This window comes from Lelliottia jeotgali, from assembly GCF_016771845.1.
GTDB lineage: Bacteria > Pseudomonadota > Gammaproteobacteria > Enterobacterales > Enterobacteriaceae > Enterobacter > Enterobacter jeotgali.
The window spans coordinates 271,740-296,515 of record NZ_JAENMQ010000002.1; the positions used below are offsets into that span (position 1 = coordinate 271,740).

The following is a 24,776-nucleotide window of genomic DNA, read 5'->3' on the forward strand; positions in this document are numbered from 1 at the left end:
TGACGCCGTGACAAATCAACTTCCCCTTAACGTCAAAATCATCGATTCATAACAAAACCAGTGTAAAACTTCGAGTTACGTCACATTTGCAGTCGTAAACATCGCTTGTTAAGGTGTCCTCAGATTAATTTGATGACGAGGAAATACACCATGAAAAAGATTAACTTCATTCTGCTTTCTGTTCTGACCGTGACTTCTGGCTCCGCACTGGCAATGGGCGCTTCTATTGAGCAGGGTAAGAACTTCACCAATTTAAATATCGAAATGGGTAAATCCACCTCCGGTGTTTATGCCGAAAGCAACTGGCTTAAAAATACCGACGACGGCACCCAGACCGGTGGTGTTGGCGCAGGTTATAACCTGGAAGTTGGCCCAGCAATGCTGAATGCCGGTGCGAAAGCTATCTACCTCGGGCCGAAAAAAGGCGATAACGGCGTCGCATTCCCGGTCGGCGGCGGTGTAAGCGTTGCCCTGACCGACAGCATTAATGTGTTCGGTGAAGGTTACGTCGCACCTAACGGCCTGAACAACAGCGTGAAAAACTACGTTGAAGCCAACGGCGGCGTAAGCTGGACTCCGATTAAACCCGTCACGCTGAAAGTGGGCTACCGCCACGTGAGCGTTGATGGCAAAGACGGTCGTCCAAACCACACTCTGATTGACGGTGCCTACGTGGGCGGCGGCGTGAGCTTCTAAGGTTATCTATTGCCGGGTGGCGCTACGCTTACCCGGCCTACAATATCCAGACATATCAATGGTTTTGTAGACCTGTGCAAACGAAGTGCCGCCAGGCGATTTTCTCAGGCGGCACTTCGTCTCTACTTAGCGCCGAACCTGCAAAATCTCCTGCGATTCCTGATTCGCACTCACCTCCTGCGGCGTTAACCACAGCGGCTTGCGACCAAAGGTTTCGTACATTTTCAGCTGATCGTCATAGTGCTTATCCGGCGTTCCGTCCGGTGCCACAAACCCGCTTTGACCGGGTGCGACCACATCCCAGGCCAGCACCGGGCTTTTACCGGATGTCGGCGAGAAGACGATCATGTCATTTTCCGTACCGCGGTTCTGATACTCGGCCTGATGCCGCACCTCTTTGGCTGCCGCCTGCGGGACACCGAAGAAGTTATTTGCGCGGAACGTCAGCGCCATCGCAGGTGTATTCCAGGCATTGATATCCGCGCCGTAGCGCGTCGAGAGCGTCTGCCAGGCGTCCTGCAACGCATCCAGCACCACCGCCTGCGGCGACTGTCCGGCAAACAGATCGACTTCCTGCGGGATCGCCGATTTATCCCCCTCCAGCGCTTCGAACAGAATCTTGGCCCCGACGCTGATATTCAGCGAGCCGGTCGGCCCGTCCTGCGTCGTTTCATACCCGCTGGCGCTGTACCAGGTGTTAAACGGTGCCGGAACGGCAGCGACCACCGTGCGTTTCAACATACTGGTCAGCCAGGCGTTCAGAATGGCGGAACCCGGTTGCTGATAGGTTTTCCCGTCGTCACTCATCACGTTTTGGCCGTCCCAGCTCGCCAGTGTTTTCACCAGTTGCTGCCGAGGATCGTTCTCTGACAAGCTCGCCGTCGCTTTTTGCAGGGTCGGCAGGAACAGACGCAAATTCAGATCCTGACGGCTGGTTTTTTGGATCAATTCCCAGGCCTGCTCGTGGGTCAGCGTCGGCTGTTTATCAATAAGCTGCGTGATCTCCGTGACGCGATCCGCCCCGCCCCATAAGAAGGCGAACAGATCCGACGCCGGATAATCTTTCTGCGGCGAGTTGTTCCAGTTGGCGATATAGCCCGACTGCGGGTTATAGACTTTCGGATTCAGATCAAACGACAGCAGCCCCTGCCAGTCCCATTTTCCCGTGCCCGGCACCGGTAGACGCGGATCGTGCCCCGGCTGGCGTTTCGGATACGCACCCCCGTGAACGTAGCCGATGTTGCCGTCGACATCCGCGTAATACCAGTTGATTGTCAGCGCCTGCTTTGCTGCCTGATCCGTCCACGTCGGCCAGTCTTTGGCTTTCATCTGATGCGTCCACGCCAGCAGAGACGCGACCTCCTTCCCATCCCAGGCACGCGCTTTGGCGTAGGCGGTGTGGGTCGCCGGATCGGTTTTGATCACGTTCCCGTGCACAGTTCGCCAGACGGTAAACGTCTCCGGCTGGCCGTCTTTCACGGCAATCGTCTCTTCGCGACTGAGCATTTTGACCCACTGGCCGTTATGCAGATATTCGCCTGGTTTTTTATCCGAGATTTGTTCTGCAAAGATATCCACATCGTCGCCGAACCCCGCCGTCGCGCCCCATGAGATATGACCGTTGTGGCCAAACACCAGGCCCGGATAAGCGAATGGCGTGTTGCCGGTGACGTCATAGCCCGCGCCGTGCAGCCCGATGCCGTAGGTATACGCCGGGGCATACCAGCCAAACTGCGGGCCGTTGACCATGATGGCTTTCGCGTCCTGCGCCTTTTTCTTGCCAATCACCCACATGTTACTGGTCGTCGGGTACCCAGCCAGACCGTTGGCACCGCTGCGGGCAAACTGTTCAGCGATCGCTTCGCGGTTTTGCCCGGCAGTGAGCGCCAGCAGCGCGCCGTCATTGCCTTTGGCCGGGCGGTCGAGCATCGGTGCGGGGAGATCGTAACGCGGGAGCAGCGCGGCTGTTTGCGTGTTTTTGAGATCAAAGGTCAGCGGATAATGACTCTCCTGCGCAGCGATTGTCGTCGGTGCTGCCGGATTCACCAGCCATTTCAGCTGGTTAAACACCCCCATCCCTTTTTGCGCGCCGTATTTATCTTTCAGCGCCGTCAGTAGCGCCAGGTTGTCGATTTCGCTGGTGCTGTCGGAAAAACGGTTCGCCATAGTGCCAACAAAAACCATTGCCACATCAAAGGGCTGCCAGTGCCCGGGCTTAAAACCAAACTCGGCAAACTGCGCGGGCATTCGCTTACCGGGGTCGGCGTTCACTTTATCGATCCAGGCATTCATCCCGTCGGCGTAGCCCTGCAGGATCGCTTTATCATCTGCGGGCAGCGCCGCGATTTGGGCATGAATCGACTCCGGCCAATAGTTCTGGCGGATATCTTTATCAAAACTCACGAAGGATTTTCCCAGCACTTCGGACACCGTGCCCTGGGTGCTGCGCCGCGCCATCTCCATCTGGAACAGGCGATCCTGCGCCACCACATAGCCGTAGCCGTAAAAAAGACGGTACGTATCGTCGGCGTAAATATGCGGCATGCCGTAGTTATCGCGAACGATCTTGACCTCTGTCGGGGCGGTTTTTGCCAGAGCAGCGATGCTCCAGCTCAGCGTCAGGGAAGCCACAACACAGTTCACGATCATACGATTTGTATTTTTCATTGTATCCTCTTGCAGGTGTATGATTTTCGATTTGATACTAGCAAGAGGCTAAATCTTATCCAGAACAGCCAGTTTGTTTCACTGCGAACTGTGAGTCTGATAACTAATTTATGATACGAATATATCTGTTATGTGACATCAAGCGAATCACAACACCTTGTCGATTGCAAAAAAAAGGGCGGCTCGAAAGCCACCCTGTTGACTGCTGTTAAACCGCTTACCGGCGAACCACCACCAGCTTCTGGTTAACGAACTCTTTAATGCCGAGATCCGACAGCTCGCGACCATAGCCGGAACGCTTCACGCCACCGAACGGCAGTTCTGCCGCGGTGTCGGTCAGCCAGTTGATATAGACCATCCCGGTTTCGATACGTGACGCCATTTTCTTCGCACGATCAATATCCTGGCTGAATACCGCCCCGCCGAGGCCGTAGTTCGAGTCATTCGCCAGGCTCACCGCTTCGTCGTCGCTTTTCACCACATAGAACTGCGCCACCGGCCCGAAGAACTCTTCGAAATAGGCCGGATTTTCGCGTGATATATGGGTCAGGATCGTCGGCTCGAAGAAGTTACCTTCGCGCTCAACCGGCTTACCGCCGAAATGCACTTTCGCCCCGTTTTTCACCGCCTCGTTCACCTGTTTGGTTAGCGTCTCAAGCGCATCCTTCGATGACAGCGGCCCCAGCGTGGTTTTCTCATCCAACGGATCGCCGATCTTCACCTCGCGGAACGCCTCGGTAAACGCGGTCAGGAACTGGTCCGCGACTTTCTCATGGACGATAAATCGCTTCGCGGCGGTACACACCTGCCCGGCGTTGTTGAGTCGGGCGTTAACACCGATCTTCACTGCCTTTTTAAGATCCGCATCGTCGAGGACGATAAACACGTCGTTACCACCCAGTTCGAGAGTCGATTTTTTAATGTGCTTCGCCGCCTGCGCCGCCACCACGCTCCCGGCCTTTTCAGACCCGGTCAAGGCTGCACCCTGCACACGCGGATCGGCAATGATCTTCGCGACCTGATCCGAAGAGATAAACAGATTGGTCCAGGCCCCGTCCGGCGCACCGGCTTCTCGTACCAGATGGGCGAACGCCTCCGCGCAGTGCGGCACGATGCTGGCGTGCTTCGCCACCACTGGATTCCCCGCCGCCAGGTTCGGCGCCAGGACGCGCATCAGCTGATAGAACGGGAAATTCCACGGTTCAACGGCCATCACCACACCAATCGGATGGTGCTCCACCCAGGCGTCACCGAGTTCCGATTTGTACGTCACAGGCGCAAGAAATTGCTTCGCGTTATCCGCGTAATAGCGGGCGATCTGCGCGCAGAGCTTCACCTCCCCGCGGCTTTGCTCGATGAGTTTCCCCATCTCCTGACTGGCGATTTTCGCCAGCTCTTCGCTGCGGCTGTCGATCAGATCCGCCAGCTTGTGCAGCACCGGCAGACGCTGTTCGATAGCCCCTTTCGCCCACTCGGAATGGTAAAGCGCATCCGCCGTCTTCAGCGCCGCCTCGACGTCCGCATCGGTATGAGGTTTGTACTCTTTGATGAGTTTGTTGTTAGCAGGATTCACTGTCTGGTAAGCCATATAGGTCTCCTTAATTACCGCTTAGGGTATTAAGGGTAGTCAAGATGACTGAGGACGGGGGTAAAGTTGGGTATATGCGGAAGTTTCTTAGGACATACTTTGCAAAAACCGCACATCCCCCGGTGGCGCTGCGGGCCGTGCAATGATAAGACTTTGTAGGCCGGGCAAACGCAGTGCCGCCCGGCAATACGCCGAGGCTGCAAAACTCAACCCCCATCACACTTCCCTCATGTCATTCCAGACACAAACCACCAGGCATTATTCCTAACTCCTTGAATATCCATACACCCACATCTAATCAATTCACTAAAAGCTATCAATACACCCAATTATCCAATTGGATTCGCAATCATTCCCTCCACAGAATGCCTGTATACCCAAAAAGCATTCAGGAGTTCTCATGTCTCATTCCATCATTAACGACACCCCGTACGAAGCCGTTGAAATCCTGCGTAAGGCCAAGCCCGGCTTTACCCCGCGCATCGCATTTATTCTCGGCTCCGGCCTCGGTGTGCTGGCGGATAAACTCGAAAACAAAACCGTCATCTCTTACGAAAAACTGCCGGGATTCCCGGTCAGTACCGTGATTGGTCATGCGGGTGAAGTGGTGATGGGCTCACTGCACGGCGTGGATCTCATCTGCATGAAGGGGCGCGGGCATTTCTACGAGGGTGTCGGGATGGGCATTATGACCCACGCGGTACGCACCTTTAAGCTGCTCGGCTGCGAATTTATGTTCTGCACCAACGCCGCCGGCTCGCTTAATCCGAACATCCCGGCAGGCAGCCTGGTGGCGCTTAACGATCACATCAACACCATGCCGTCCACGCCGCTGGTTGGGCCGAATGACGACCGTTTTGGCCCGCGCTTCTTTAGCCTGGCAAATGCCTACGACAAAGATCTGCGCGAGAAACTGCACCACACGGCAGGCGATCTCGGCCTGACGCTGCACGAAGGCGTGTTCGTTTCCTACCCTGGGCCAAACTTCGAAACCGCTGCGGAAATCCGCATGATGCAGAACATGGGCGGCGATGTGGTCGGCATGTCGGTGGTGCCAGAAGTGATCGTCGCGCGCCACTGCGGCCTGAAAGTGCTCGCCGTATCAGCCATCACCAATATGGCGGAAGGCCTGAGCGATGTGGAGCTCTCACACGAACAAACCCTGAAATGCGCGGCGATGGTCACCGACGATTTCGTGCGCCTGATCAGCCAGTTCGTGAAGAACTGCCGCTAACTTCCCGTCCAGCGGCGGGCCACGCGCCCGCCAGGAGAAATGCAGATGTCAGAAAATTACTCTCGCGGCAGTCTGAATGCGATTTCCTATCTGAGCTATTACTTTGTCGGTGCGCTGGTCTCGACGCTGGGGATTGTTCTCGGCCCGCTGTGCGCCGCGTTCAATAAAGATCCGAGCTTTATCGGCCAGGTGTTTACGCTGATGAACATCGGGATGTTCGTGCCGATCATGCTCGGCGGCATTTTGATGAAAAAATGGGGTCTGCAAAAGCCGCTGGTGATTGCCGCCGCGCTGACGATCCTCATCAGCGCCCTGCTGTTCGCCACCCCGACGCTCACCATGTTCAGCGTGGCGGTCGCCATTATCGGCGCCTGCGGCGGGATTTTTATGACCATCGGCAGCTACCTGGTGGTGCGCATTAATCCGGACGAAAAGAGCCGCTCGTCGAGCCTGATTTTCACCGACTTCTTCTTCAGCCTGGCGGGCGCGACGCTCTCCTTCCTGCTGGCGTGGCTGTTCAAAATGGGCGCGAGCTGGATTGCCATGTACGGCATCATGGGCGGACTGGGCGTGCTGATGCTGATCCTGACACTGCGCAGCCGTTACCCGTCAACCGTAGCGGCGGAACCTGAGCATCAGGAAGCGTCCACCAGCAACGAGCCGTGGGGCCGTTCCGTGTGGCTGCTGTGCGGCGCGCTATTCCTGTTCCTGCTGGCGGAGCCGATCTTCACTATGTGGACACCGGGCTATCTGCTGTGGCGTTTCCATATGCTGCCAGAACAAGCCGCGCTGTTTACTACCGTTTACTGGGTGGCGAAAGCGACGGGTTTGTTCCTCAATCAGTTCACCGTTAAATGGATGAAATTGCGCACCTTCCTGCTGATTTGTACCGCCGTCGGGCTGGTGTCTATCGCGCTTATCAGCAACAGCGCCAATACTACCGTTATCCTGATTGCCTGCGGCGCGTTCGGCTTCTTTAACTCCGGTCTGTTCTCCGGCCTGATGAGCTACGGCACGCTGCAGGTCAGCCGCAGTTCGCCGACGCTGATCTCCGCCCTGCTCACCTGCGGCACCGTCGGCACGCTGCTGTTCGCTACCGTCTCCTCACTGGTCAACAGCCGTTTCGGCCTACACGGCGCGGTCAATGCTTCCACCTGCGCCTACGCGCTGCTGATGGTCACCCTGCTCGCCGGCATTGCCTGCAGCAAAGCAGAACGCCTGCATCAGGGCGAGGCGGTCGCGGTTTGACAGGCTTGAAGGAGGGTTGCATGATATCGCCACCCTCCTTTTTCTCGGTGCCCGGTATGCTCGATCCACAGGCCAACAGCCGCGTTCGCTTCCGGATGCTGCGCTATTTTCAAGTCCTCGCCGATGAACTGCATTTTGGTCGCGCCGCCCTACTCCTGAACATCTCTCAGCCGCCGCTCAGCATGCAAATTAAAGAGCTGGAGGAGATCCTCGGCGTTGCGTTATTTGAACGTTCGAGTCGAAAAGTGGCCCTGACTCACGCCGGAAAAGTGCTGAAGGCGGAGGTCGACAGACTGCTCAGCGCCACCGAACAATCCCTGAACTACGTGCGCCAGATTGGCCGTAGCGAAAAACAACACATCAATATCGGCGTGATCGGCAGCGCGATGTGGGGCCCGCTGCTGACGCGCATGAAGGCCTTCCGCGAGGCAAACCCGGACGTCAACTGGACGCTGCACGAGCTGGGCCAGCAAGAACAAACAGAAGCCCTGCGCGCCCGCACTATCGATATCGCCATCAATCGCAACGTCATTCCGCACGTCGAAGCCAAAATTCGCTGCCTGCTGATTGCCCGTGAAGCGGTATGCGTCGCGGTGCACGAGAGCGATCCGCTTTGTCGGCGTACTACCGTTTCGCTCAAAGATCTGGCCGAACGTGCTTTTATCTCACTCTCCTTTACTCACAGCGATTTTGCCCGTCAGGTTTACGACAATTGCCTTTCGCTGGGCATTTCTCCGCTGGTCACGCATCAGGTGTTCGAGCCACAAACCGCGCTGGCGCTGGTCAGTACCGGCAATGGCGTGTCGCTGTTGCCTGAATCCTGCGCGTTAATTCACTGGCCGGGCGTGGTGTTCCTGAAACTTGCCGAAACCATCCCCGCCGATCTCTACGCGCTGTGGTACGACGAACCGCTCCCGGATCTGTTCACCCGTTTTCTGCACGCCCTGCGCGACTGATCGCTCTTTTTTGCACTCCTCCCGCGTTCCGCTCTATCCTTAACCCTATGGAAAAATTAGCTGAACTCAAACGCGCCAAGCTTCTGGCGCTGTCGCTGCTGCTGATTGCCGCAGCAATTTTCGCGACCACTCTGTTCCTGCCGCAAACCTTCTGGGTGCGCGGTGTGAAGGCCATTGCCGAGGCGGCGATGGTCGGCGCGCTGGCGGACTGGTTCGCCGTCGTCGCCCTGTTCCGTCGGGTGCCTATTCCCTTTATCTCGCGCCATACGGCGATCATTCCGCGCAACAAAGACCGGATCGCCGATAATCTCGGCCTGTTCGTGCAGGAGAAATTTCTTGATACCCAGTCGTTAGTGGCGCTGATTCGCCGCTACGAACCGGCGCAGATGATCGGCACCTGGTTTAGCCAGCCGGATAACGCTCAGCGCGTCGGGCAGCATCTGATTCAGGTGATGAGTGGGTTCCTGGAACTGACGGACGACGGACGCATTCAGCGCTTACTGAAACGCGCGGTGCATAAGGCCATTGATAAGGTCGATTTCACCGAAACCAGCGCCGCGATGCTGGAGAGTATGACCAAAAATAATCGCCATCAGGTGCTGCTCGACGCGGTGATTCGCCGCCTGATCGATCTGATTCAGCGCGACAGCACGCGGGAATTGATCGCCACGCAGATCGTCCACTGGCTTAAGACCGAGCATCCCCGCAAGGCGATGGTGTTGCCCACCGAATGGCTGGGCGATCAAAGCGCTGAACTGGTGTCTGATGCGGTGAATGCGATCCTCGACGATATCAGCCATGACCGCACACACCAGATCCGCCAGGCGTTCGATCGCGCCACGCTAAAACTTATCGACAACCTGAAGAACGATCCGGAAATGGCGGCGAAAGCCGAGAACATCAAACACTACCTGAAGAACGACGAGGCGTTTAACCGCTATCTCGGTGAGATGTGGGCCGACCTGCGCGCGTGGCTGAAAGCGGATATGCAGAGCGATGACTCGCGGGTGAAGCAGCGCATCGCCAGGGCCGGGCAGTGGTTTGGTGAAACGCTGGTGGCCGACGCCAGTCTGCGCGCCTCATTGAACGAGCATCTGGAGCAGGCAGCGCATCGCGTCGCGCCAGACTTCGCGGCGTTCCTCACGCGCCACATTAGTGACACGGTGAAAGGCTGGGATGCGAAAGATATGTCGCACCAGATCGAGCTGAATATCGGCAAAGACCTTCAGTTTATCCGCGTCAACGGCACGCTGGTCGGCGGGACGATTGGGTTGATTTTGTTTTTGCTGTCGCAGATACCTGTGCTGCTGCCGTAGTCGCTTTTTTGCCGGGTTGGTGCGGTCTTTTTGCCGGGTGGCGGCTACGCCTTACCCGGCCTACGGGTTTGGTGTGGTCTTTTTGCCGGGTGGCGGCTACGCCTTACCCGGCCTACGGGTTTGGTGTGGTCTTTTTGCCGGTGGCGGCTGCGCCTTACCCTGCCTACGGGTTTGGTACGGTCTTTTTGCCGGGTGGCGGCTGCGCCTTACCCGGCCTACGGGTTTGGTACGGTCTTTTTGCCGGGTGGCGGCTGCGCCTTACCCGGCCTACGGGTTTGGTGCGGCCTTTATGCCGGGTGGCTGCTGCGCCTTACCCGGCCTACAAAACTCATCTGGCCTACGGTTTTCGTAGGCCCGTGCAAGCGCAGCGCCGCCGGGCGATTACGCCTGCCAGCTCCCCTGTTCGACCTCCAGCAACAACAACATCGTCAGCGCCTGCGCATAAGGCACCGGAGCCATCGCGATATCGCAGTAATACTGAATATCCCAACCCAACATGGTGCCGCGCGAGGCTTCAAGCACCAGCCCGTTGCGGTCTATCCGTGCCATCACCGCGTCAAATGCCCGCTTGGCGTGATTGACTACGGAATCATCGAGAATCCCCATCCGCACGCCGCGCAGCATGCCGTAAGCGATCCCCGCCGTAGCGGACGACTCCTGCGGCGAGAGCGGATCGTCGAGCACCGTATGCCACATACCGTTGTCGGCCTGCAATTCACATAACGTTCTCACCTGACGCGCCACCACCTGTGACAAATACCGGCGCACGCCGGTGTCGAGATGTTCTCCCATCAGCTCAATAAATTCCGGAATGGCGACGGTGATCCACGCGTTGCCGCGTGCCCAAAACGCCCCGGCAAAATGGTGTTTATCGACGAACGTCCAGCCGTGATACCACAGCCCGCTGACCGGATCGCTGAGATAGCGCGTGTGCAGAAGAAACTGATAACTCGCTTCGTCGATCAGATCGCGGCGCTTGAGCACGATCCCCGCCACGCCGAGGAACAGGCAGGTCATAAACAGTGTATCGTCCCACAGCTGACCGGTGTTGGGCTGCTCCTTCACCACGTGCTGGAATCCGCCCTCTTCGGTTTTCGGCAGATCGCGCAGCAGCGCATCAGCCCAGTCGTTCACCGTCGCCAACAGATCTTCACGCTGATGCTCCCCGGCCACCAGCGCCAGCACGATCATTGGCGCGGTGGTGTTGATCTGCATCTCCGGCAGGCCTTTAGCGATCTGCTGTTCGTACCATGCGAGGATCGACTGTTGCAGCACCGCATCTTGCTGATGCGCGGCATAGCGCCAGAAGCCGTACAGCCCGACGCCAATCTCCCATTCCCACTCTTCGAAGTGGATCGCAAAACCCTCTTCCACGCCCACTTCATCGAGATTTTTTAAGCGGCAAAAACCCTGCACCACGCGGTTCAGCGTTGCCATCCGTTCTGCCTGGTTCATGATTTGGCTCCTTTCATTCGCCCTTCCGCCAGCGCTTTTTGTTGATGTCCGACGCGTGAAGAGGCGATAAACAGCTCGTCGGGGAACAGTTGTCCCGCAAGAGATTGAGCGCAACGAAAGGCGCTGGCGTGATTGGAGAAATCCATCACGTCGCAGCCGCGTTCATCGTGCCCGTAGCGATACCCCAGAATGGACGATTTAACCCTGCGCCACAGCGGTGGCGGGAAGTCCGTGTTGCGATAGTCCTGCCAGAGTTGCAGTAGCGCGAGCAGGCAATAGACCGACCCCTCTTCGCGCGCACTCACCCGTTTGAGCAGATGCGCGAGCAGCGCATCCGCCTCCGGGCCATATTCCTTCTGCGCCATTAACATCAGCAGATGTTCGGGATCGGACGCTGACGGCACGGGGATGCGTTGCTGTTGAAGCCCTTCGCAGGCAACCGTCCCCAGTGGCGTCTCGTCGAGGTACACCATTTTCAGGCCGCATAACGTGTCGCGCTCAAACAGCTCGTCAAGGTGGATCAGGACGCGGTTTTTCCCCTGACACAGGCTGAGCCTGACGTCCTGAAACTGCATCACGTTGCGGGTAAACGGCGTAAAGCAGGCCATTAGTCTGCCGGAAGACCACACCCGTACGCCGCCGCAGGTGCCCAGACGAAACGCATATTCGCCCTCGCGTGGCGCAATAAGATCAACCGACAGCCAGCGCTGAACGTGAAACGGCAACGGGCTGAAAGCGGAAAAATCGAACCAGCCATTTTCATCAGCAACCGCGACTTCCTCGCAGGGTAGCGCCTGCGCCGGATCGACCGCTCGCTCAGCGTGGCTGCGGCGAAAAACCTGGCGGCAAAAAGAGTCGTGGCTCGCGGGGTCGGCCCCTTCGCCGGTGTAGAACTCCGCAAAACGCTCTGCTTTGGCCGCTGAAACCTGAAAACGCACCAGCGCCTCGCCCTGCGTTAATGGTCGTGACATATCGCCCCTCATTTCTTCTGTATTCGTGGCGAATATTTTCGGGGGGAGCAGGGATTTCAACGAGGAACGGATCGGGCGGATTTGCGCGATATGCCTGGCCCCTCACAAAGCGGGCCAGAGGGAGAAGAGCGACGTGATGACGATCACGCCTTACGCCAAAGTGAGAAACAGAAGGTGATGACGATCACAGGAACACGCCCCGACAGCGCCTAAAGGCGTGACCTGCGTCACCCTTTCAGCGCTTTCAGCTCATCCCCCAGACTGTCCGCCAGCGCCCGCACGCGCGAGGCATCAAACAGGACGTGCAATCCCGGCGAGGCATCGGCGTGTTTTGTGCAATAGTCTTCCATCTCGGACGCGCTGCGATACAGCTCCTGAATGTTAATCTGGCAGATCTCGCGCATGCTCCAGCTGTTTTCCACCTCTCGGGCAAAGCGCAGGGTGAAAAAGGCCTTTTGCGCATGCAGGAACAGATGGCAGTAAAGAGCAAAACCTTGCCACTCCTCCAGCCAGCGTTTTTTCAGCGCATACGGGAACGCTGCGGTTTCTGCAAAACGCAGCGCCTGTTCACGCAAGTTCACAGAGGCGTCGCGGGCGTCGTCTTTCTCTTTGGCGATGCGCGACAGGCAGGCGGCGGAGGTTTCCACGTCGCTGGCGTTAAAGGAGATATCACGCTCCGAACCCGGCAGCCAGTGGTTGCGGTTGAGCTGTCCGTAGAGGCTCCACACCGCCTGGCCGTAGCCTTCCGGAACCTGGCTGTGGCGATGAAACACGTGGTCGCGGACGTAAATCGCGCTGTAAAGTACCTGCCCGGCCTGCTCCAGCAGGGCGGTAAATTCATCGAACACCGGCGGTTCAGGCCGCCAGCCGTAGCTTTCATCAAGCCAGTGCGTTAGCAACTGGTCGCGCGAATAATGCACACCATCGCTCGCCAGCATCCGGCTGCACGCCACCAGGTTGCACTCGCTCAGGGTGCCCATAATCCAGTGGTTATCGACCCCTTCCCAGCTGGTTTTGCACACCGCGCCGCGGATCGCCGGATTGCTGCGGCACCACAGCAGGCGGCCCTGCAGCTCGTCGATACGCGGGAACGGGAAAATGCCCCAGCCCACCTCTTCGCCCACCAGATCGATATCCGCCCACACTTCGCGCTCGCGCACCGCCAGCAGCGCCGGGTTGTTAGGGAACGATGGCCAGAAGCGCTCGGGCGTTAGCTTGATGGAGACGCTAACGCTTTCGGGCAGCGGACGGATCGCCTCCAGCACGTTACCAAGATCGTGATTGCCCGCCGGAAACACGCGCAGCACCAGATGTTTGTTCTCTTTTTGCATCGCGCGGGAAAGGGTGTTAAAGCAGCGGCTGTAGAGGGCAAAACTGCGCTCGTCGCGCTCAGGGATCCGGGCGTTGTCGTCCGCCTGCAGCTCCCAGTTCGGGCGCGAGATGGGCAGCAGGCCGTCGGTATTGGAAATCGCGATAAGCAGACCGCTCAGCGCCGGAATGCGCTGGCAGATTAACGACACTTTCTCGCTCAGATACGCGCACCAGAAATCGACATCAAAGCGCACGCCGTGGCCCGGTTCAAACAGATGCGGATGCGCCAGCAGCAGGTCCGTCGGGAAGTTGAATTCTTTGGCCTGGAGATAAAAACGCAGCCCTTTTTGCTGGCACAGTTTACCGAGGCGATTGAGATAGACGCAGCGGGCGCGCTGCTGGCTGGAGAGACGATCGTTGTACTGATGCGGCGTATAACCCTTTGGCGAAACCAGCATGTCGAACAGATCCACCTGCCCGACAATCAGAGTATTAAAATCATGCGCGACGGCGTAATCCACCAGCTCGCAGGCTTTCTCCCAGTTCCAGTACGCCTGATTATTCAGCTCCAGCGCCCTCGTCTCCCACATCTCTCTGCTCCTTTTATCGCTCCATTGACTGGCCGACAGTGATAGCACAGAACGCAGAAAAAGGGTGTGTCACGGTTCGCGAATGACGTAGCGGGTAGGTTCAAAAAGGTTCAGGAACAGATGCACCAGGAACACCAGCGTCAGCGTAGCAACAAGCGCCACCGTCACGGAAACGATGCGATACAGGTCACTGAACACCAGGTCGCCGTCGGGGTGCATGTTCTGGCCAAACATGATGCCGATAGTGGTGATGCTGGCAAAACCCACGCCCGCACCGACCTTTTCCATCACGTGCAGACGCGCACCGAACGCCAGCCCAAGACCAATGAGCGGCATCATCAGAATCATGTGGCTGCTGTGATCGTAGAGTACCAGCTGCATCACCAGAATATACAGGCAGCCGAGGACCACTCCGACCACGCGCCACAGGGAACTCATCACCGCGCCGCGATAGTGCATCGGGAAGAGGATCAGCACGCCCGCCATCAGCGCCGACAGCGAATCGCTGAGATCGCTTATCTGGAAGACGACAAAAATCAGCGTTGCCACGGTGCCGGAGAGCAGGGATTCGTGGCGCACGCGGGCGGCGTTTTTCTCGATCAGCGGCGGCGGCTTGCGCGGTTCGACGTCCGGCAGCAGGTAGTTCATCAGCGCGCTTAAACAGACCGCCATGATGCTGGCCTCGACGTTCGAGAACAGCAGCGTGTGCCAGTTGGTCGTCGGGTAGCTCATAAAGTTGAGCATCACGCTCTGGCACACCACGCCCATCGAACCAAACAGGAACAGCGGCCCCTGGCTCATAAAACGAAAACGCATCACGTAGAGGGCGAATACCACCAGCGTCATGATCAGCGGCCATTGCGAGAGATAGCCGATGATAATCACCATTTCGATGCAGTTGAGCGACGCACTGAACACAAACTGTTTCGCCACATGGCGGTTAAAGACCGGCACCAGCGACAGGAGCATGATCGGATAGACCACGTAAAACACGCCGTAGCTGGTGTTGTAAAACGTTGAAATACTCAGAGCAATCATCCCGGCAAAGACGATGCGCAGGGTCTGGCGAAAATCGTTGGCCGTGTAGACGATGTTGCCGTGCGGGGTAAACACCCGCGCGAGCGTATTAATAGACATAATGCAGCAGGCTCACGAGATGGATTTGCAGCCCGGAGAAGAAGCGCGCGAACGGCCCTTCGCTGTTATACAGCTGCACCGTGGCGCGGGCACCGGTCGGTAAATGTTTCGGCAGATCTTCGTCCAGCGCGATGTGAATGCGCATGCGCTGTGCGTCGCGCACCCAGCGGTTTGACGTTTCAGGCGCAGAGAGCTCGCCGTTAACCGCTTCCTGCCCCGCCAAAATACCCGCATCGCTGCTGGTCACATGGGCGCGGAAGACGCGGCCCGGGAAGGCGTCAAACACCACCGCGGCGTCGGTGCCCTGATGGGTATGACGCAGGCTTTTCTCCCGGAAATCGGCGACGATATCGGTCTGGTTATTCACCAGCGCCAGCGCGGCAGAGCCGGACGAGGCGTAAAAACCGGGGCTGAGCTGGACGTTGCTCACGGTGCCGTCGGCGAGGGCGTAGACCTTCGTCCAGCTCAGGTTCAGCTCCGCCTCTTCCAGCGCGTTGCGGTATTTTTGCAGCGTCACGTTATGCTGTTCATCCCGCTCGCCGCGCTGAATGCGCAGGTTATGGATGCTGGCGTTCAGGTTCGCCACCGACTGCTCGCTGCTCTGCCAGGTGGTGCGCACTTTATCCAGATCCGCCTGCGAGACGTTTTGCAGGGTGCTCAGGCGCTGATAACGGTCAAAGGTGACTTTATCGTTACGGGCCGTCAGCTGCGCGGTTTTCAAATTGGCCTGTGCGGCAACGATCTGTGCGTCCAGCTGCTGATTAGAGAGCCGGGCCTGTTCCAGCGCAATCTGGGCGGCGTCGACTTTATTGCGAAACGGCGTCGCATCGAGTTCAAACAGCACATCGCCCTTCTTTACCTGGCTGTTGTTGTGGACGTACACCGCCGAGACATTACCGGAGACACGCGCCGAGACCGGCGTCACCACGCGCATCACTGTGGAGTCCGGCGTCAGCGGGATCCAGATATCCGCGACGATAAAATAGACAAACATCAGCAGGAAAGAGGCAATACTCACCCTTACCCAGCGGGCAAACTTTTGTTCAGGAGTCATTATTTTTGGGTCTTGTTGTCTTCTTCGCGGATTGACCGCAAATTGCAGGCGATTTGATTTAATGTTGCGCTGAAAATCTCCAGATGTTCCGGCGCGATATTGTGCGACACGCGTTCCTGAAAATTCTCAATCACGCGGGTGAGTGTTTCCAGGACAGCGTTGCCTTCAGGCGTGAGCGTGAGCAGGCGAATGCGCTTGTCATACGGCGATACCGCGCGCAGCAGATAGCCCTGCTTTTCCAGCTGAGCCAGAGTGCGCATCAGCGGCGGCAGTTCGATTCCCTGCACTTCCGCCAGTTCGCTAACCGAGACGTTATCGCCCAGCGATTTGAGCTGCATCATCACCGTCCAGCTCGACTGGGTCAGGCCGGTGTCGAGAATGGCATCATCAATCACCGCGCGCCATTGACGCACGATCATTGCCATCCGCATCCCCATCGGCCTGCGGCAAAACAGATCTTCTTCGCTCACGGGAAATCCTCTCATCACACGCAAGCAAGATAATAGTTATCAGGGTAAGTATCAAGAAACGAGAGGAGAAAGAGCAGGAATTGCGAATTTGTTTTCGGTGCGCGCTGTTGCCCTCACCCCAACCCTCTCCCGCAGGGAGAGGGAGAAAAACCGCCCTGTAGGCCCGGTAAGCGCAGCGCCACCGGGCGTTTAGCGGCTGAAATGCTGACGAATAGCGCTTTTCCCGGCAGACGTCACTACCACCTCCCGATACCCCGCCACCCGCTGAATCCACCCTTTGGTTTCCAGAAAAATCAGCAGCGCAGCGCCCGCTTCACCGCCCAGGTGAAATCGTCGCTCGCTCCAGTCCAGACAGGCGCAGCATGCTTTGCGCCGGGAGTGAGTATTCACTGGAATACCGAGTTTCAGGAACTGCGCGCGCCCGTGAACGGTCAGCGCCGAACCGTCCGGCTCCAGCCAGTTTTCCGTCTGCATAAAATCGTAAATCTGCACCGCGATCGTGCCCGCCAGATGGTCGTAGCAGGTGCGCGCCTCGCGCATGGATTTCGGTGCCGTGGTTTCCGGCGGCATGATGCGGCTCCACGAAAGCCCCATGATCTGCTCCACCAGCTCGGCGACATCATGCCCGGCAAGCCGGTAATAACGATGACGCCCCTGAGACAGACAGACGATCAGTTTACCCTCCACCAGCCGCGCCAGATGCCCGCTGGCCGTGGACGGTGCCACATCCGCCGCCGCGCTCAGTTCTGTTGCGGTCCAGGCGCGACCATCCATCAGAGCAGAGAGCATTTTAACCCGTGACAGATCGGCCATCGCCGCCGCAATCGCCGCAACGGCACACTCCAGCGCGTCGCTATTCTCAGTCGGTAAACTTTTCTTCTGCACAGGCTGCCCACGTATGATTGACCGTTGCCACCAGCTTAGCATGAGCCCTGCTCCGGCTTATCACCCGAACCATATTCTCTGACCAGCTGGACTACGCGAATGCGATAATACGCGAAAATCGACTCCCGCCCCTCGGCTTGCGCCGCCTTGTGGAAAACGTTCTGCTTCCAGGCGCGGATAGCCTCTTCATCCCGCCACCACGAAAGTGACAGAATTTTGCCTTCGGTGGTCAGGCTCTGAAAACGCTCGATATCGATAAATCCGTCGATATCCGCCAGCAGCGGTTTTAGCTCCGCCGCCAGTTCCAGATAGCGCGCCTGATGCGCCGGTGCGGACTGTGCTTCAAAAAGGACTGCGATCATAAGTGTCTCTCCGCTGTGATATTGCGAAGAGCATGCAGGGGAATCAGGAGGGATGCTTCGGTGAGGAGCGAAATATCGGTATTGCCGGATGGCGCAATGCTTATCCGGCCTACCTTTCGGGTTTTGTAGGCCCGGTAAGCGCAGCGCCACCGGGCAGGGTGTTAGCCAATAATCGTCCTGGGCTCCATAAACGCGCTGATCCCCCACGCGCCCATTTCGCGGCCTACGCCGGAGTGTTTGAATCCGCCGAATGGCGCTTTCGGTTCGTGGGCGAGGGTGTTCACCAGCACACGGCCAGATTCGATTTGCTGCGCGACGACAGACGCACGCTCACCGCCAAGGACCAGCGCACTCAGGCCGTAATCCGTGTCGTTGGCAATGGCGATCGCTTCGTCCTCATCACGATAGGTGATGATCGACAGAACCGGGCCAAAAATCTCGTCGCGGGCGATAGTCATTTGGTTATTCACGTCGGTAAACAGCGTCGGGCGAACAAACCAGCCAGCCTGTGTTCCGTCCGGTCGGCCTTCGCCACCCGCCAGCAGCCGTGCGCCCTCTTGAGTGCCTTTGCGGATATAGCCCTGCACGCGAAGCCACTGCTTTTCGCTGACCATCGGCCCCACTTCCGTTGCCGGGTCGCGCGGGTCGCCCGATTTCACCGCCGCCATCGCCTCGGCGAGCGCCGTTTCGCATTCGGCTTTACGCGATTGCGGCACCAGAATACGCGTTCCGGCGACGCACGCCTGCCCGCTGTTCATTAGCCCGGCCTGAATCACCAGCGGAACCGCCTCGGCTAAATCGGCGTCTTCCAGAACGATCGTCGGCGATTTTCCGCCTAACTCCAGCGTGACGCGCTTAAAACTCTCCGCCGCATTACGCAGGATCGCTTTGCCCGTGTTCGTTGAACCGGTGAACGAGATTTTTGCCACGTCCGGATGACGACTGATCGTCTCCCCGACCGTTTCACCGCGCCCGGTGACGATGTTAAACACGCCTGCGGGCAGCCCGGCTTCGTTCAGGGCTTCGGTGATAATCTGTGTTTGCCACGCGCTCATTTCGCTCGGTTTGATCACCGCCGTACAGCCGGCAGCCAGCGCCGCCGCCAGTTTGCCGCAGATAAACCCGGCATCGCTGTTCCACGGTGTTATCAGACCCGCCACGCCGAGCGGCGTCATCTGCACGGTGGCGGCTCCGACCTGGGTCGTCAATTCAAAAGCGTCTAATGCTTCGATGGACTGGGCAATCACGTCTGCCGGATAGCTCGCCATCCACGCCGAGCGCGACGCGGGCGCACCGTACTCTTCGATTATGGCTTCCAGTAATTCATCATGACGCGCCGTGACCGCCGCATGCATCCGCTTCAGGGCGGCAATCCGCTCCTCACGGGTGGTTTTGGCCCATCCCGGAAACGCTGCTTTTGCCGCCGCAATCGCGCGTTCGGCATCGTGCTCATCCGCAAGACGGACCTGACCGAAGACCTGCGCGGTGGCTGGATTGTAGAGATCAAAACGCTCTGTGCCGTGCGGCGTGACAAATTCGCCGTTAATAAAAATCTGTTCGATATGACGCATAACACCTCCTCAGGCTGAATGACCTCAGTCTGGCACGCCTTTAACGTTTCGATAATCCACGCTATCCTGCAAAGGTTATTTCGATTTTCAGGATAATCTATGCATCGTTCAGGACTCACAGAGCTGGAAGTGGTGATGGCGGTAGTGCGTCGCGGCAGTTTTCGCGGTGCGGCGCAGGAGCTGAGCATGTCCGCGACTGCGGTGAGCAACGCCATCGCCGGGCTGGAAAGCCGCCTGCAAACGCGTCTGTTTAACCGCACTACGCGTAGCGTCGCGCTGACGGATGCCGGGCAGCGGTACGTGGCGCGGATCGGCCCCGCTTTGCAGGAGATCCGCCAGGCCAGCGAAGAGATCCATAGCGATACAAACGAACCTGCCGGAACCCTGCGCCTGAATGTACCGAACAATATCGGCCCACTGTTTCTCGATGAACTGCTGATCGACTACATGATCCGCTACCCGAAAATGCGCGTGGAAACGGCGAGCGAAGCGCGTCTGATCGACATTGTCGCCGAGGGTTTTGATGCGGGGATCCGTCTGGAAGAGTCCGTCCCGCAAGACATGATCGCCATCCCACTTACCGCCGATATCCGCCAGCTCGTCACCGCCACGCCGGATTATTTGGCTCGCCACGGCATCCCACAAACGCCAGACGATCTGCTGCATCATCAGGGAATTGGTACGCGAATGGCGTACGGGGGGATTTATCGCTGGGAACTGGAACGACGCGGCGAACGTTACGAGCTGGCGGTTCCGCCGCGCTTTGCGACGTCGGATCTGTTTGCCTCAATACGGGCGGTCAAAGCGGGTCTGGGGATAGGGTTTTTACCGGAACTTTATATCCAGCAAGAGCTGGCATCGGGTGAACTGGTGAGCGTACTTAATGACTGGACGCAGCCCTTTGCCGGGCTGCGTCTCTATTATCCCGGCCACCGGCACGTTCCGCCGGGGTTGCGGGCGCTGGTGGCACTGGTTCGCGAACGCGGGATTATTCCAGGTTAGCTTTATTCAAACCATAAGCCACGTCCATCGCACCAGGCTCCATGCGTGAGGTGATCCCCAGACGGTTCCAGGCGTTGATTGCCACGATGGCGAAGTTCAGCTCGGAAATTTCGGTGTCGGAGAAGTGCTCTGACACGCTGCGGTACAGCTCGTCGCTAATCCCTTCCACGCTGATTTGGGTCAGGGCTTCGGTGAAGGCCAGCGCCGCTTTTTCGCGGGCGCTGAACAGCGGCGATTCGCGCCAGACCGTCAGGTGATACAGGCGCAGCTCGCGCTCCCCGGCAATTTTCGCCTCTTTCGAGTGCATATCCAGACAGAAGGTACAGCCATTCAGCTGGGAAACGCGGATATCGATCAGGTGCTTAAGGGCCGGTTCAATGGAAGTTTTACCGACAGCCATGCTCAGGTCGGACAGGGCTTTGGCCAGTGCAGGTGTGGCTTTGTGGTGGTTAACGCGAGTGCTCATTGTCTTTCCTCTTTTTTATGCGGCATATCAAATGCGATGGGGCAAATCTACGCCGATCATGACATAGTAAAAAGATACAAAACCTGTGAAACGAGGTAGGACATGAAATCGGGCTATCACGACATTTACACCCGCTATCGCGACAACATTACGCGCGGCGTGCTGAAGCCCGGCGACAAAGTGCCTGCCATTCGCGTGCTGGCCGAAGAGCTGAAGGTGGCGCGCAAAACCGTCGAAACCGCCTATGCGATTCTGATCGGTGAAGGTTATCTGGTCAGTCAGGGCGCGCGCGGGACGCGGGTAAATCCTGATTTGAATCTCCCGGTAAAACAATCCGCGCCCTTAGAACAAGCCACCGGCACACTGCCAGAATCGCTGATCACCCAACGTGAACGCGCCGGTTTTTTACGTGCGGGTATTCCGGCGCTGGACAGTTTTCCCTATAAAAAGTGGCTGCTATTAGCAGGCCAGGCGACGCGCTCGATGCGTCAGGACGAGATGCTGAACCCGCCGGTGATGGGTTGGGCTCCCCTGCGCCAGGCGATTGCCCGCTATCTGAACATTTCGCGCGGGCTGTCCTGCACGGCGGAGCAGGTGCTGATCACCAGCGGCTACAGCGGCAGCCTGCGTTTGATCCTCGATACGCTGGCGAGTCGCAGTGACAAAGTGGTTTTTGAAGATCCGGGCTATTTTATGGGCCAGCAGCTGTTGAAACGGATCGTGCCGCGCCTGCACACCGTCCCCGTGGATCGTTCCGGTATGGATACGGACTATCTTCTGCGCCATCACCGCGACGCCCGCTTTACTATCGTCACCCCGTCACATCAAAGCCCGCTGGCAGTGACGCTGTCGCTGCCGCGCAAACAGCAGTTGCTCGACTGGGCAACACAAAACGACACGTGGATTATCGAGGACGACTATGACGGCGAATTTCACTACACCCGCAAAGTGCTGCCGTCGCTGAAAAGCCTCGATCGTCACGATCGGGTGATTTTTATGGGCACCTTCAGCAAAACCGTAATGCCGTCCCTGCGCATGGGCTATCTGGTGATGCCCGCCAGCACCGTCGAGGCCTTTACCGACTGCGCGGATATTGTCGCCAGCGGCCAGCCGGTGCTGACGCAAAAAATCCTCACCGCCTTTCTTAATGAAGGCCATTTTTTCCGCCATCTCAAGAAGATGCGCACGCTGTATCAGCAGCGCCGAGACTGGATGATTGCCGCGCTTCAGGAAGTCTACGGCGAGCGCTTTTTCACCGAGCAAAACGACGGCGGGATGCACATTGTCGCGTTTCTGACCAAAGGCAGTTGCGACCGCGAAATCGCCCGCTGCTGGCAGGCGCAGCAATTGCAGGTCAATGCGCTTTCTGAGTGGTATCGCGGGTCCGGCAAACGCTACGGGCTGGTGATGGGCTACAACAACGTGCGCAGCTTCGAAGAGGCGCTGGAACTGCTGCGACGCCCGCTGGCCGAGACGCTACGCCTGCTGGAATAACCCGATTCGGACCCGATAAATTTCGTAGGTGTACGGGACAGAATAACTCTGGTTATACTCCGCGAGCTTATTTCGTCGGGTTCCGACATTTTTCTAAGGACAAGAAAATGAAGTCAATTTTAGGATTTGATTATCTGTTAACGCCGCGCGTGCTGGTCTTTTTCTACTGGATCGCCATGCTACTTATTCTGATCGGTGGCGTGTACTCCATGTTCACCGAGCATCTTTTTACCGGCTTTATCGGCATGATCTTCAGCCTGATCGGCTGTCGCGTGATGTTCGAGCTGATCATGGTGGCGTTTAAAAATAACGAATATCTGCGCCGCATTGCGGAAAACACCAGCAAAACAACCGCAGAGTAAACCTCAGGCATTTATCTGCGCCCCCTTGCAGATAAATGCCCTGCCCTTCAGATATTGCCTGCATCATTGCGCGTTAACCCGACATCCCGCAGCTGTTCATCGCTCATGCCCTGCAAAAGCCGCCGAGTCTGCTCGCGACGACGCCATTTCACAAACGCCTGCCAGACTAAAACGAAGCCGATAAAAGGGCGGAACGGGCGGTTTTCGTTGAATTCCATGATCTTCTCCTCACTCTGTTTGAGGCTCTATCATCGTCGGAAAGGCACTTTACAATACAGATTCAAAAACAACTTTTCTTTAACATACAGATCCGCTAAAAATGAATCTGCATGGCGATTTTCGCCGCTATCTGTACTGGTTTCCGAATCTGTATGGGGATAATCGAGGATACAGCATGACCCGTTACCAACATCTGGCCAATCTGCTGGCGCAGCGCATTGAACAAGGGCTGTATCGTAGCGGCGAGCGCTTGCCGTCGGTGCGCACACTGAGCCAGGAGCATGGCGTCAGCATCAGTACCATTCAGCAGGCCTATCAGATCCTCGAAAATCTACAGCTGATCACCCCCCAGCCGCGCTCCGGCTATTTTGTTTCCCAGAAGAAAGCCCTGCCGCCCGTCCCGGCGATGACGCGCCCGGTACAGCGCCCGGTTGACGTGACTCAGTGGGATGACGTGATGATGCTGCTTGATGCACGCGGCGATCGCGAGATGATCTCCTTTGGCGGCGGTTCGCCGTGTCTGACCCAGCCGAGCCTGAAACCCCTGTGGCGCGAAATGAGCCGCATTGCACAGCACAATCCGGCGGAGATGCTGAGCTACGATGTGCTGGAAGGTCGCAAAGAGCTGCGCGAGCAAATCGCGCGCCTGATGCTCGACGGCGGTTCGACCGTCGCGGCAGAAGAGATTGTGATCACCAACGGCTGTCACGGCGCACTGTCTCTGGCTTTGCTGTCGGTGTGCAAACCGGGGGATATTGTGGCGGTGGAGTCGCCGTCGTTTCACGGCACCATGCAGATGTTGCGCGGGTTTGATATCAAAGCGATCGAGATCCCAACCGATCCTGAAACCGGGATCAGCATTGAGGCTCTGGAACTGGCGCTGGAACAGTGGCCGATCAAAGCCGTGATCCTGGTGCCCAACTGCAATAATCCGCTCGGGTTTATCATGCCGGAAGCGCGCAAACGGCAGGTTCTGGCTCTGGCGCAGCGGCACGATATTGTGATCGTCGAAGATGATATCTATGGCGAGCTGGCGGCAGAATACCCGCGCCCGCGCACCATTCACTCTTTCGATATCGACGGTCGCGTGCTGCTGTGCAGTTCGTTTACTAAAACCGTCGCGCCCGGACTGCGCGTGGGCTGGATTGTCCCTGGCCGCTATTACGACCGGGTGATGCACATGAAATATGCGGCGGGCGGGTTCAACGTCCCGGCCACGCAGATGGCGGTCGCGGCATTTATTCGTGACGGACATTATCACCGCCACGTGCGCCGTATGCGTCAGATTTATCAGCACAATATGGAACGTTATACTTGCTGGGTGCGGCAATATTTTCCGTGTGAGATTTGTGTCACGCGACCAAAAGGAAGTTTTTTGCTGTGGGTCGAGTTACCGGAACAGGTGGACATGGTGTGCGTCAGTAAGCAGCTGTGTGCGCTGAAAATTCAGGCTGCGCCGGGATCGCTGTTTTCGGCCTCCGGGAAGTATCGCAACTGCCTGCGGATTAACGTCGCCCTGCCGCCTACCGAGAAAAATCGCGAGGCGTTAAAGAAAATGGGTGAGGCGATTTATATCGCGATGGAAGAGTAGTTTTGCCGGGTGGCGGCTGCGCCTTACCCGGCCTACAAGGTCAATGCAAAACGGCGACCACAGGTTGCCGTTTTTGGTTTTTGCTCCTTCTCCCTGTGGGAGAGGGCCGGGGTGAGGGCACCAGGCCGCAC

The 24,776-nt window shown here is 57.7% G+C and carries 22 protein-coding genes; 9 read left to right on the forward strand and 13 right to left on the reverse strand.

Features of this window, described 5'->3' with window-relative positions; all coding sequences use genetic code 11:
* Window positions 1-150: 150 nt before the first annotated feature.
* The gene (locus JBO43_RS07700) at window positions 151-696 is read left to right on the forward strand and encodes a YfaZ family outer membrane protein (RefSeq protein WP_095280640.1); all 546 of its coding nucleotides are present in this window, start codon (window positions 151-153) and stop codon (window positions 694-696) included.
* 126 nt (window positions 697-822) lie between these two features.
* On the opposite strand, the gene JBO43_RS07705 is transcribed toward JBO43_RS07700, so the two are convergent.
* Window positions 823-3,363 carry a penicillin G acylase gene (locus JBO43_RS07705; protein WP_202674040.1) on the reverse strand — a complete coding sequence of 847 codons (2,541 nt, stop codon included), beginning with the start codon at window positions 3,361-3,363 and terminating at the stop codon, window positions 823-825.
* Window positions 3,364-3,580: 217 nt separating this feature from the next.
* The gene (locus tag JBO43_RS07710; protein WP_202674041.1) at window positions 3,581-4,951 is read right to left on the reverse strand and encodes an NAD-dependent succinate-semialdehyde dehydrogenase; all 1,371 of its coding nucleotides are present in this window, start codon (window positions 4,949-4,951) and stop codon (window positions 3,581-3,583) included.
* 400 nt (window positions 4,952-5,351) lie between these two features.
* Between JBO43_RS07710 and xapA the strand changes: the two genes are divergently transcribed.
* Genes xapA through JBO43_RS07730 form a run of 4 tightly spaced genes read left to right on the forward strand, consistent with a single transcriptional unit; the run spans window position 5,352 to window position 9,705 of the window.
* Window positions 5,352-6,185 carry a xanthosine phosphorylase gene (xapA, locus tag JBO43_RS07715; protein ID WP_202674042.1) on the forward strand — a complete coding sequence of 278 codons (834 nt, stop codon included), beginning with the start codon at window positions 5,352-5,354 and terminating at the stop codon, window positions 6,183-6,185.
* Window positions 6,186-6,230: 45 nt separating this feature from the next.
* Window positions 6,231-7,433: an MFS transporter TsgA gene (gene tsgA / locus JBO43_RS07720; protein ID WP_202674043.1), complete on the forward strand. Its 1,203-nt coding sequence runs from the start codon at window positions 6,231-6,233 to the stop codon at window positions 7,431-7,433.
* A 20-nt stretch (window positions 7,434-7,453) separates the two neighbouring features.
* Complete coding sequence (locus JBO43_RS07725; RefSeq protein WP_237729979.1) at window positions 7,454-8,389, forward strand: LysR family transcriptional regulator; 936 nt, start codon at window positions 7,454-7,456, stop codon at window positions 8,387-8,389.
* 47 nt (window positions 8,390-8,436) lie between these two features.
* Window positions 8,437-9,705 carry a DUF445 domain-containing protein gene (locus JBO43_RS07730; RefSeq protein ID WP_103947170.1) on the forward strand — a complete coding sequence of 423 codons (1,269 nt, stop codon included), beginning with the start codon at window positions 8,437-8,439 and terminating at the stop codon, window positions 9,703-9,705.
* Window positions 9,706-10,086: 381 nt separating this feature from the next.
* Here the strand turns inward: JBO43_RS07730 and bglB are convergent, their stop codons facing one another.
* From bglB to JBO43_RS07775, 9 genes are all read right to left on the reverse strand, one after another.
* Window positions 10,087-11,160, reverse strand: coding sequence for a beta-galactosidase BglB (gene bglB / locus JBO43_RS07735; RefSeq protein WP_202674044.1), 1,074 nt, complete (start codon window positions 11,158-11,160; stop codon window positions 10,087-10,089).
* On the reverse strand, window positions 11,157-12,131 hold the full coding sequence (locus JBO43_RS07740; RefSeq protein ID WP_202674045.1) for a hypothetical protein: 975 nt from the start codon (window positions 12,129-12,131) through the stop codon (window positions 11,157-11,159). The genes bglB and JBO43_RS07740 overlap by 4 nt, the downstream gene beginning before the upstream one ends.
* Before the next feature lie 227 nt (window positions 12,132-12,358).
* On the reverse strand, window positions 12,359-14,032 hold the full coding sequence (locus tag JBO43_RS07745) for a hypothetical protein (RefSeq protein ID WP_202674046.1): 1,674 nt from the start codon (window positions 14,030-14,032) through the stop codon (window positions 12,359-12,361).
* Window positions 14,033-14,101: 69 nt separating this feature from the next.
* Window positions 14,102-15,169, reverse strand: a complete 1,068-nt coding sequence (locus JBO43_RS07750) for a DUF2955 domain-containing protein (protein ID WP_095280631.1) — start codon at window positions 15,167-15,169, stop codon at window positions 14,102-14,104.
* A complete protein-coding gene (locus tag JBO43_RS07755) occupies window positions 15,159-16,226 on the reverse strand; it encodes an HlyD family secretion protein (protein WP_202674127.1) in 1,068 nt (355 codons plus the stop codon). The genes JBO43_RS07750 and JBO43_RS07755 overlap by 11 nt, the downstream gene beginning before the upstream one ends.
* On the reverse strand, window positions 16,223-16,693 hold the full coding sequence (locus tag JBO43_RS07760; protein ID WP_095280629.1) for a MarR family winged helix-turn-helix transcriptional regulator: 471 nt from the start codon (window positions 16,691-16,693) through the stop codon (window positions 16,223-16,225). The genes JBO43_RS07755 and JBO43_RS07760 overlap by 4 nt, the downstream gene beginning before the upstream one ends.
* Window positions 16,694-16,882: 189 nt before the next feature.
* Window positions 16,883-17,578, reverse strand: coding sequence for an ArsR/SmtB family transcription factor (locus tag JBO43_RS07765; protein ID WP_331251888.1), 696 nt, complete (start codon window positions 17,576-17,578; stop codon window positions 16,883-16,885).
* A 35-nt stretch (window positions 17,579-17,613) separates the two neighbouring features.
* Entirely contained in the window at window positions 17,614-17,940 is a 327-nt protein-coding gene (locus tag JBO43_RS07770) for an antibiotic biosynthesis monooxygenase family protein (RefSeq protein WP_202674048.1), read from the reverse strand.
* Between the two features lie 161 nt (window positions 17,941-18,101).
* A complete protein-coding gene (locus tag JBO43_RS07775; protein WP_202674049.1) occupies window positions 18,102-19,511 on the reverse strand; it encodes an aldehyde dehydrogenase family protein in 1,410 nt (469 codons plus the stop codon).
* 99 nt (window positions 19,512-19,610) lie between these two features.
* Here JBO43_RS07775 and JBO43_RS07780 point away from each other — a divergent pair, with 99 nt between their 5' ends.
* Window positions 19,611-20,513 carry a LysR family transcriptional regulator gene (locus JBO43_RS07780; RefSeq protein WP_202674050.1) on the forward strand — a complete coding sequence of 301 codons (903 nt, stop codon included), beginning with the start codon at window positions 19,611-19,613 and terminating at the stop codon, window positions 20,511-20,513.
* Here JBO43_RS07780 and JBO43_RS07785 read toward each other — a convergent pair.
* Window positions 20,500-20,979: a carboxymuconolactone decarboxylase family protein gene (locus JBO43_RS07785; RefSeq protein ID WP_095280625.1), complete on the reverse strand. Its 480-nt coding sequence runs from the start codon at window positions 20,977-20,979 to the stop codon at window positions 20,500-20,502. The two genes, JBO43_RS07780 and JBO43_RS07785, sit on opposite strands and share 14 nt — an antisense overlap.
* A gap of 102 nt (window positions 20,980-21,081) precedes the next feature.
* Between JBO43_RS07785 and pdxR the strand changes: the two genes are divergently transcribed.
* Both pdxR and JBO43_RS07795 read left to right on the forward strand, forming a co-directional pair.
* Complete coding sequence (pdxR, locus tag JBO43_RS07790; protein WP_202674051.1) at window positions 21,082-22,473, forward strand: MocR-like pyridoxine biosynthesis transcription factor PdxR; 1,392 nt, start codon at window positions 21,082-21,084, stop codon at window positions 22,471-22,473.
* A 107-nt stretch (window positions 22,474-22,580) separates the two neighbouring features.
* The gene (locus tag JBO43_RS07795; RefSeq protein ID WP_095280623.1) at window positions 22,581-22,835 is read left to right on the forward strand and encodes a DUF4282 domain-containing protein; all 255 of its coding nucleotides are present in this window, start codon (window positions 22,581-22,583) and stop codon (window positions 22,833-22,835) included.
* A 47-nt stretch (window positions 22,836-22,882) separates the two neighbouring features.
* On the opposite strand, the gene JBO43_RS07800 is transcribed toward JBO43_RS07795, so the two are convergent.
* Window positions 22,883-23,053: a DUF1127 domain-containing protein gene (locus tag JBO43_RS07800; protein WP_202674052.1), complete on the reverse strand. Its 171-nt coding sequence runs from the start codon at window positions 23,051-23,053 to the stop codon at window positions 22,883-22,885.
* A gap of 176 nt (window positions 23,054-23,229) precedes the next feature.
* Here JBO43_RS07800 and JBO43_RS07805 point away from each other — a divergent pair, with 176 nt between their 5' ends.
* Window positions 23,230-24,645, forward strand: coding sequence for an aminotransferase-like domain-containing protein (locus tag JBO43_RS07805; protein WP_103948253.1), 1,416 nt, complete (start codon window positions 23,230-23,232; stop codon window positions 24,643-24,645).
* Window positions 24,646-24,776 lie beyond the last annotated feature (131 nt).

Bases quoted from the DNA above. Each gene is read 5' to 3' on its own strand.
- JBO43_RS07700 (WP_095280640.1), top strand. From the start codon at position 151: ATGAAAAAGATTAACTTCATTCTGCTTTCTGTTCTGACCGTGACTTCT.
- JBO43_RS07705 (WP_202674040.1), bottom strand. From the start codon at position 3,363: ATGAAAAATACAAATCGTATGATCGTGAACTGTGTTGTGGCTTCCCTG.
- JBO43_RS07710 (WP_202674041.1), bottom strand. From the start codon at position 4,951: ATGGCTTACCAGACAGTGAATCCTGCTAACAACAAACTCATCAAAGAG.
- xapA (WP_202674042.1), top strand. From the start codon at position 5,352: ATGTCTCATTCCATCATTAACGACACCCCGTACGAAGCCGTTGAAATC.
- tsgA (WP_202674043.1), top strand. From the start codon at position 6,231: ATGTCAGAAAATTACTCTCGCGGCAGTCTGAATGCGATTTCCTATCTG.
- JBO43_RS07725 (WP_237729979.1), top strand. From the start codon at position 7,454: ATGATATCGCCACCCTCCTTTTTCTCGGTGCCCGGTATGCTCGATCCA.
- JBO43_RS07730 (WP_103947170.1), top strand. From the start codon at position 8,437: ATGGAAAAATTAGCTGAACTCAAACGCGCCAAGCTTCTGGCGCTGTCG.
- bglB (WP_202674044.1), bottom strand. From the start codon at position 11,160: ATGAACCAGGCAGAACGGATGGCAACGCTGAACCGCGTGGTGCAGGGT.
- JBO43_RS07740 (WP_202674045.1), bottom strand. From the start codon at position 12,131: ATGTCACGACCATTAACGCAGGGCGAGGCGCTGGTGCGTTTTCAGGTT.
- JBO43_RS07745 (WP_202674046.1), bottom strand. From the start codon at position 14,032: ATGTGGGAGACGAGGGCGCTGGAGCTGAATAATCAGGCGTACTGGAAC.
- JBO43_RS07750 (WP_095280631.1), bottom strand. From the start codon at position 15,169: ATGTCTATTAATACGCTCGCGCGGGTGTTTACCCCGCACGGCAACATC.
- JBO43_RS07770 (WP_202674048.1), bottom strand. From the start codon at position 17,940: ATGATCGCAGTCCTTTTTGAAGCACAGTCCGCACCGGCGCATCAGGCG.
- JBO43_RS07775 (WP_202674049.1), bottom strand. From the start codon at position 19,511: ATGCGTCATATCGAACAGATTTTTATTAACGGCGAATTTGTCACGCCG.
- JBO43_RS07780 (WP_202674050.1), top strand. From the start codon at position 19,611: ATGCATCGTTCAGGACTCACAGAGCTGGAAGTGGTGATGGCGGTAGTG.
- JBO43_RS07785 (WP_095280625.1), bottom strand. From the start codon at position 20,979: ATGAGCACTCGCGTTAACCACCACAAAGCCACACCTGCACTGGCCAAA.
- pdxR (WP_202674051.1), top strand. From the start codon at position 21,082: ATGAAATCGGGCTATCACGACATTTACACCCGCTATCGCGACAACATT.
- JBO43_RS07795 (WP_095280623.1), top strand. From the start codon at position 22,581: ATGAAGTCAATTTTAGGATTTGATTATCTGTTAACGCCGCGCGTGCTG.
- JBO43_RS07800 (WP_202674052.1), bottom strand. From the start codon at position 23,053: ATGGAATTCAACGAAAACCGCCCGTTCCGCCCTTTTATCGGCTTCGTT.
- JBO43_RS07805 (WP_103948253.1), top strand. From the start codon at position 23,230: ATGACCCGTTACCAACATCTGGCCAATCTGCTGGCGCAGCGCATTGAA.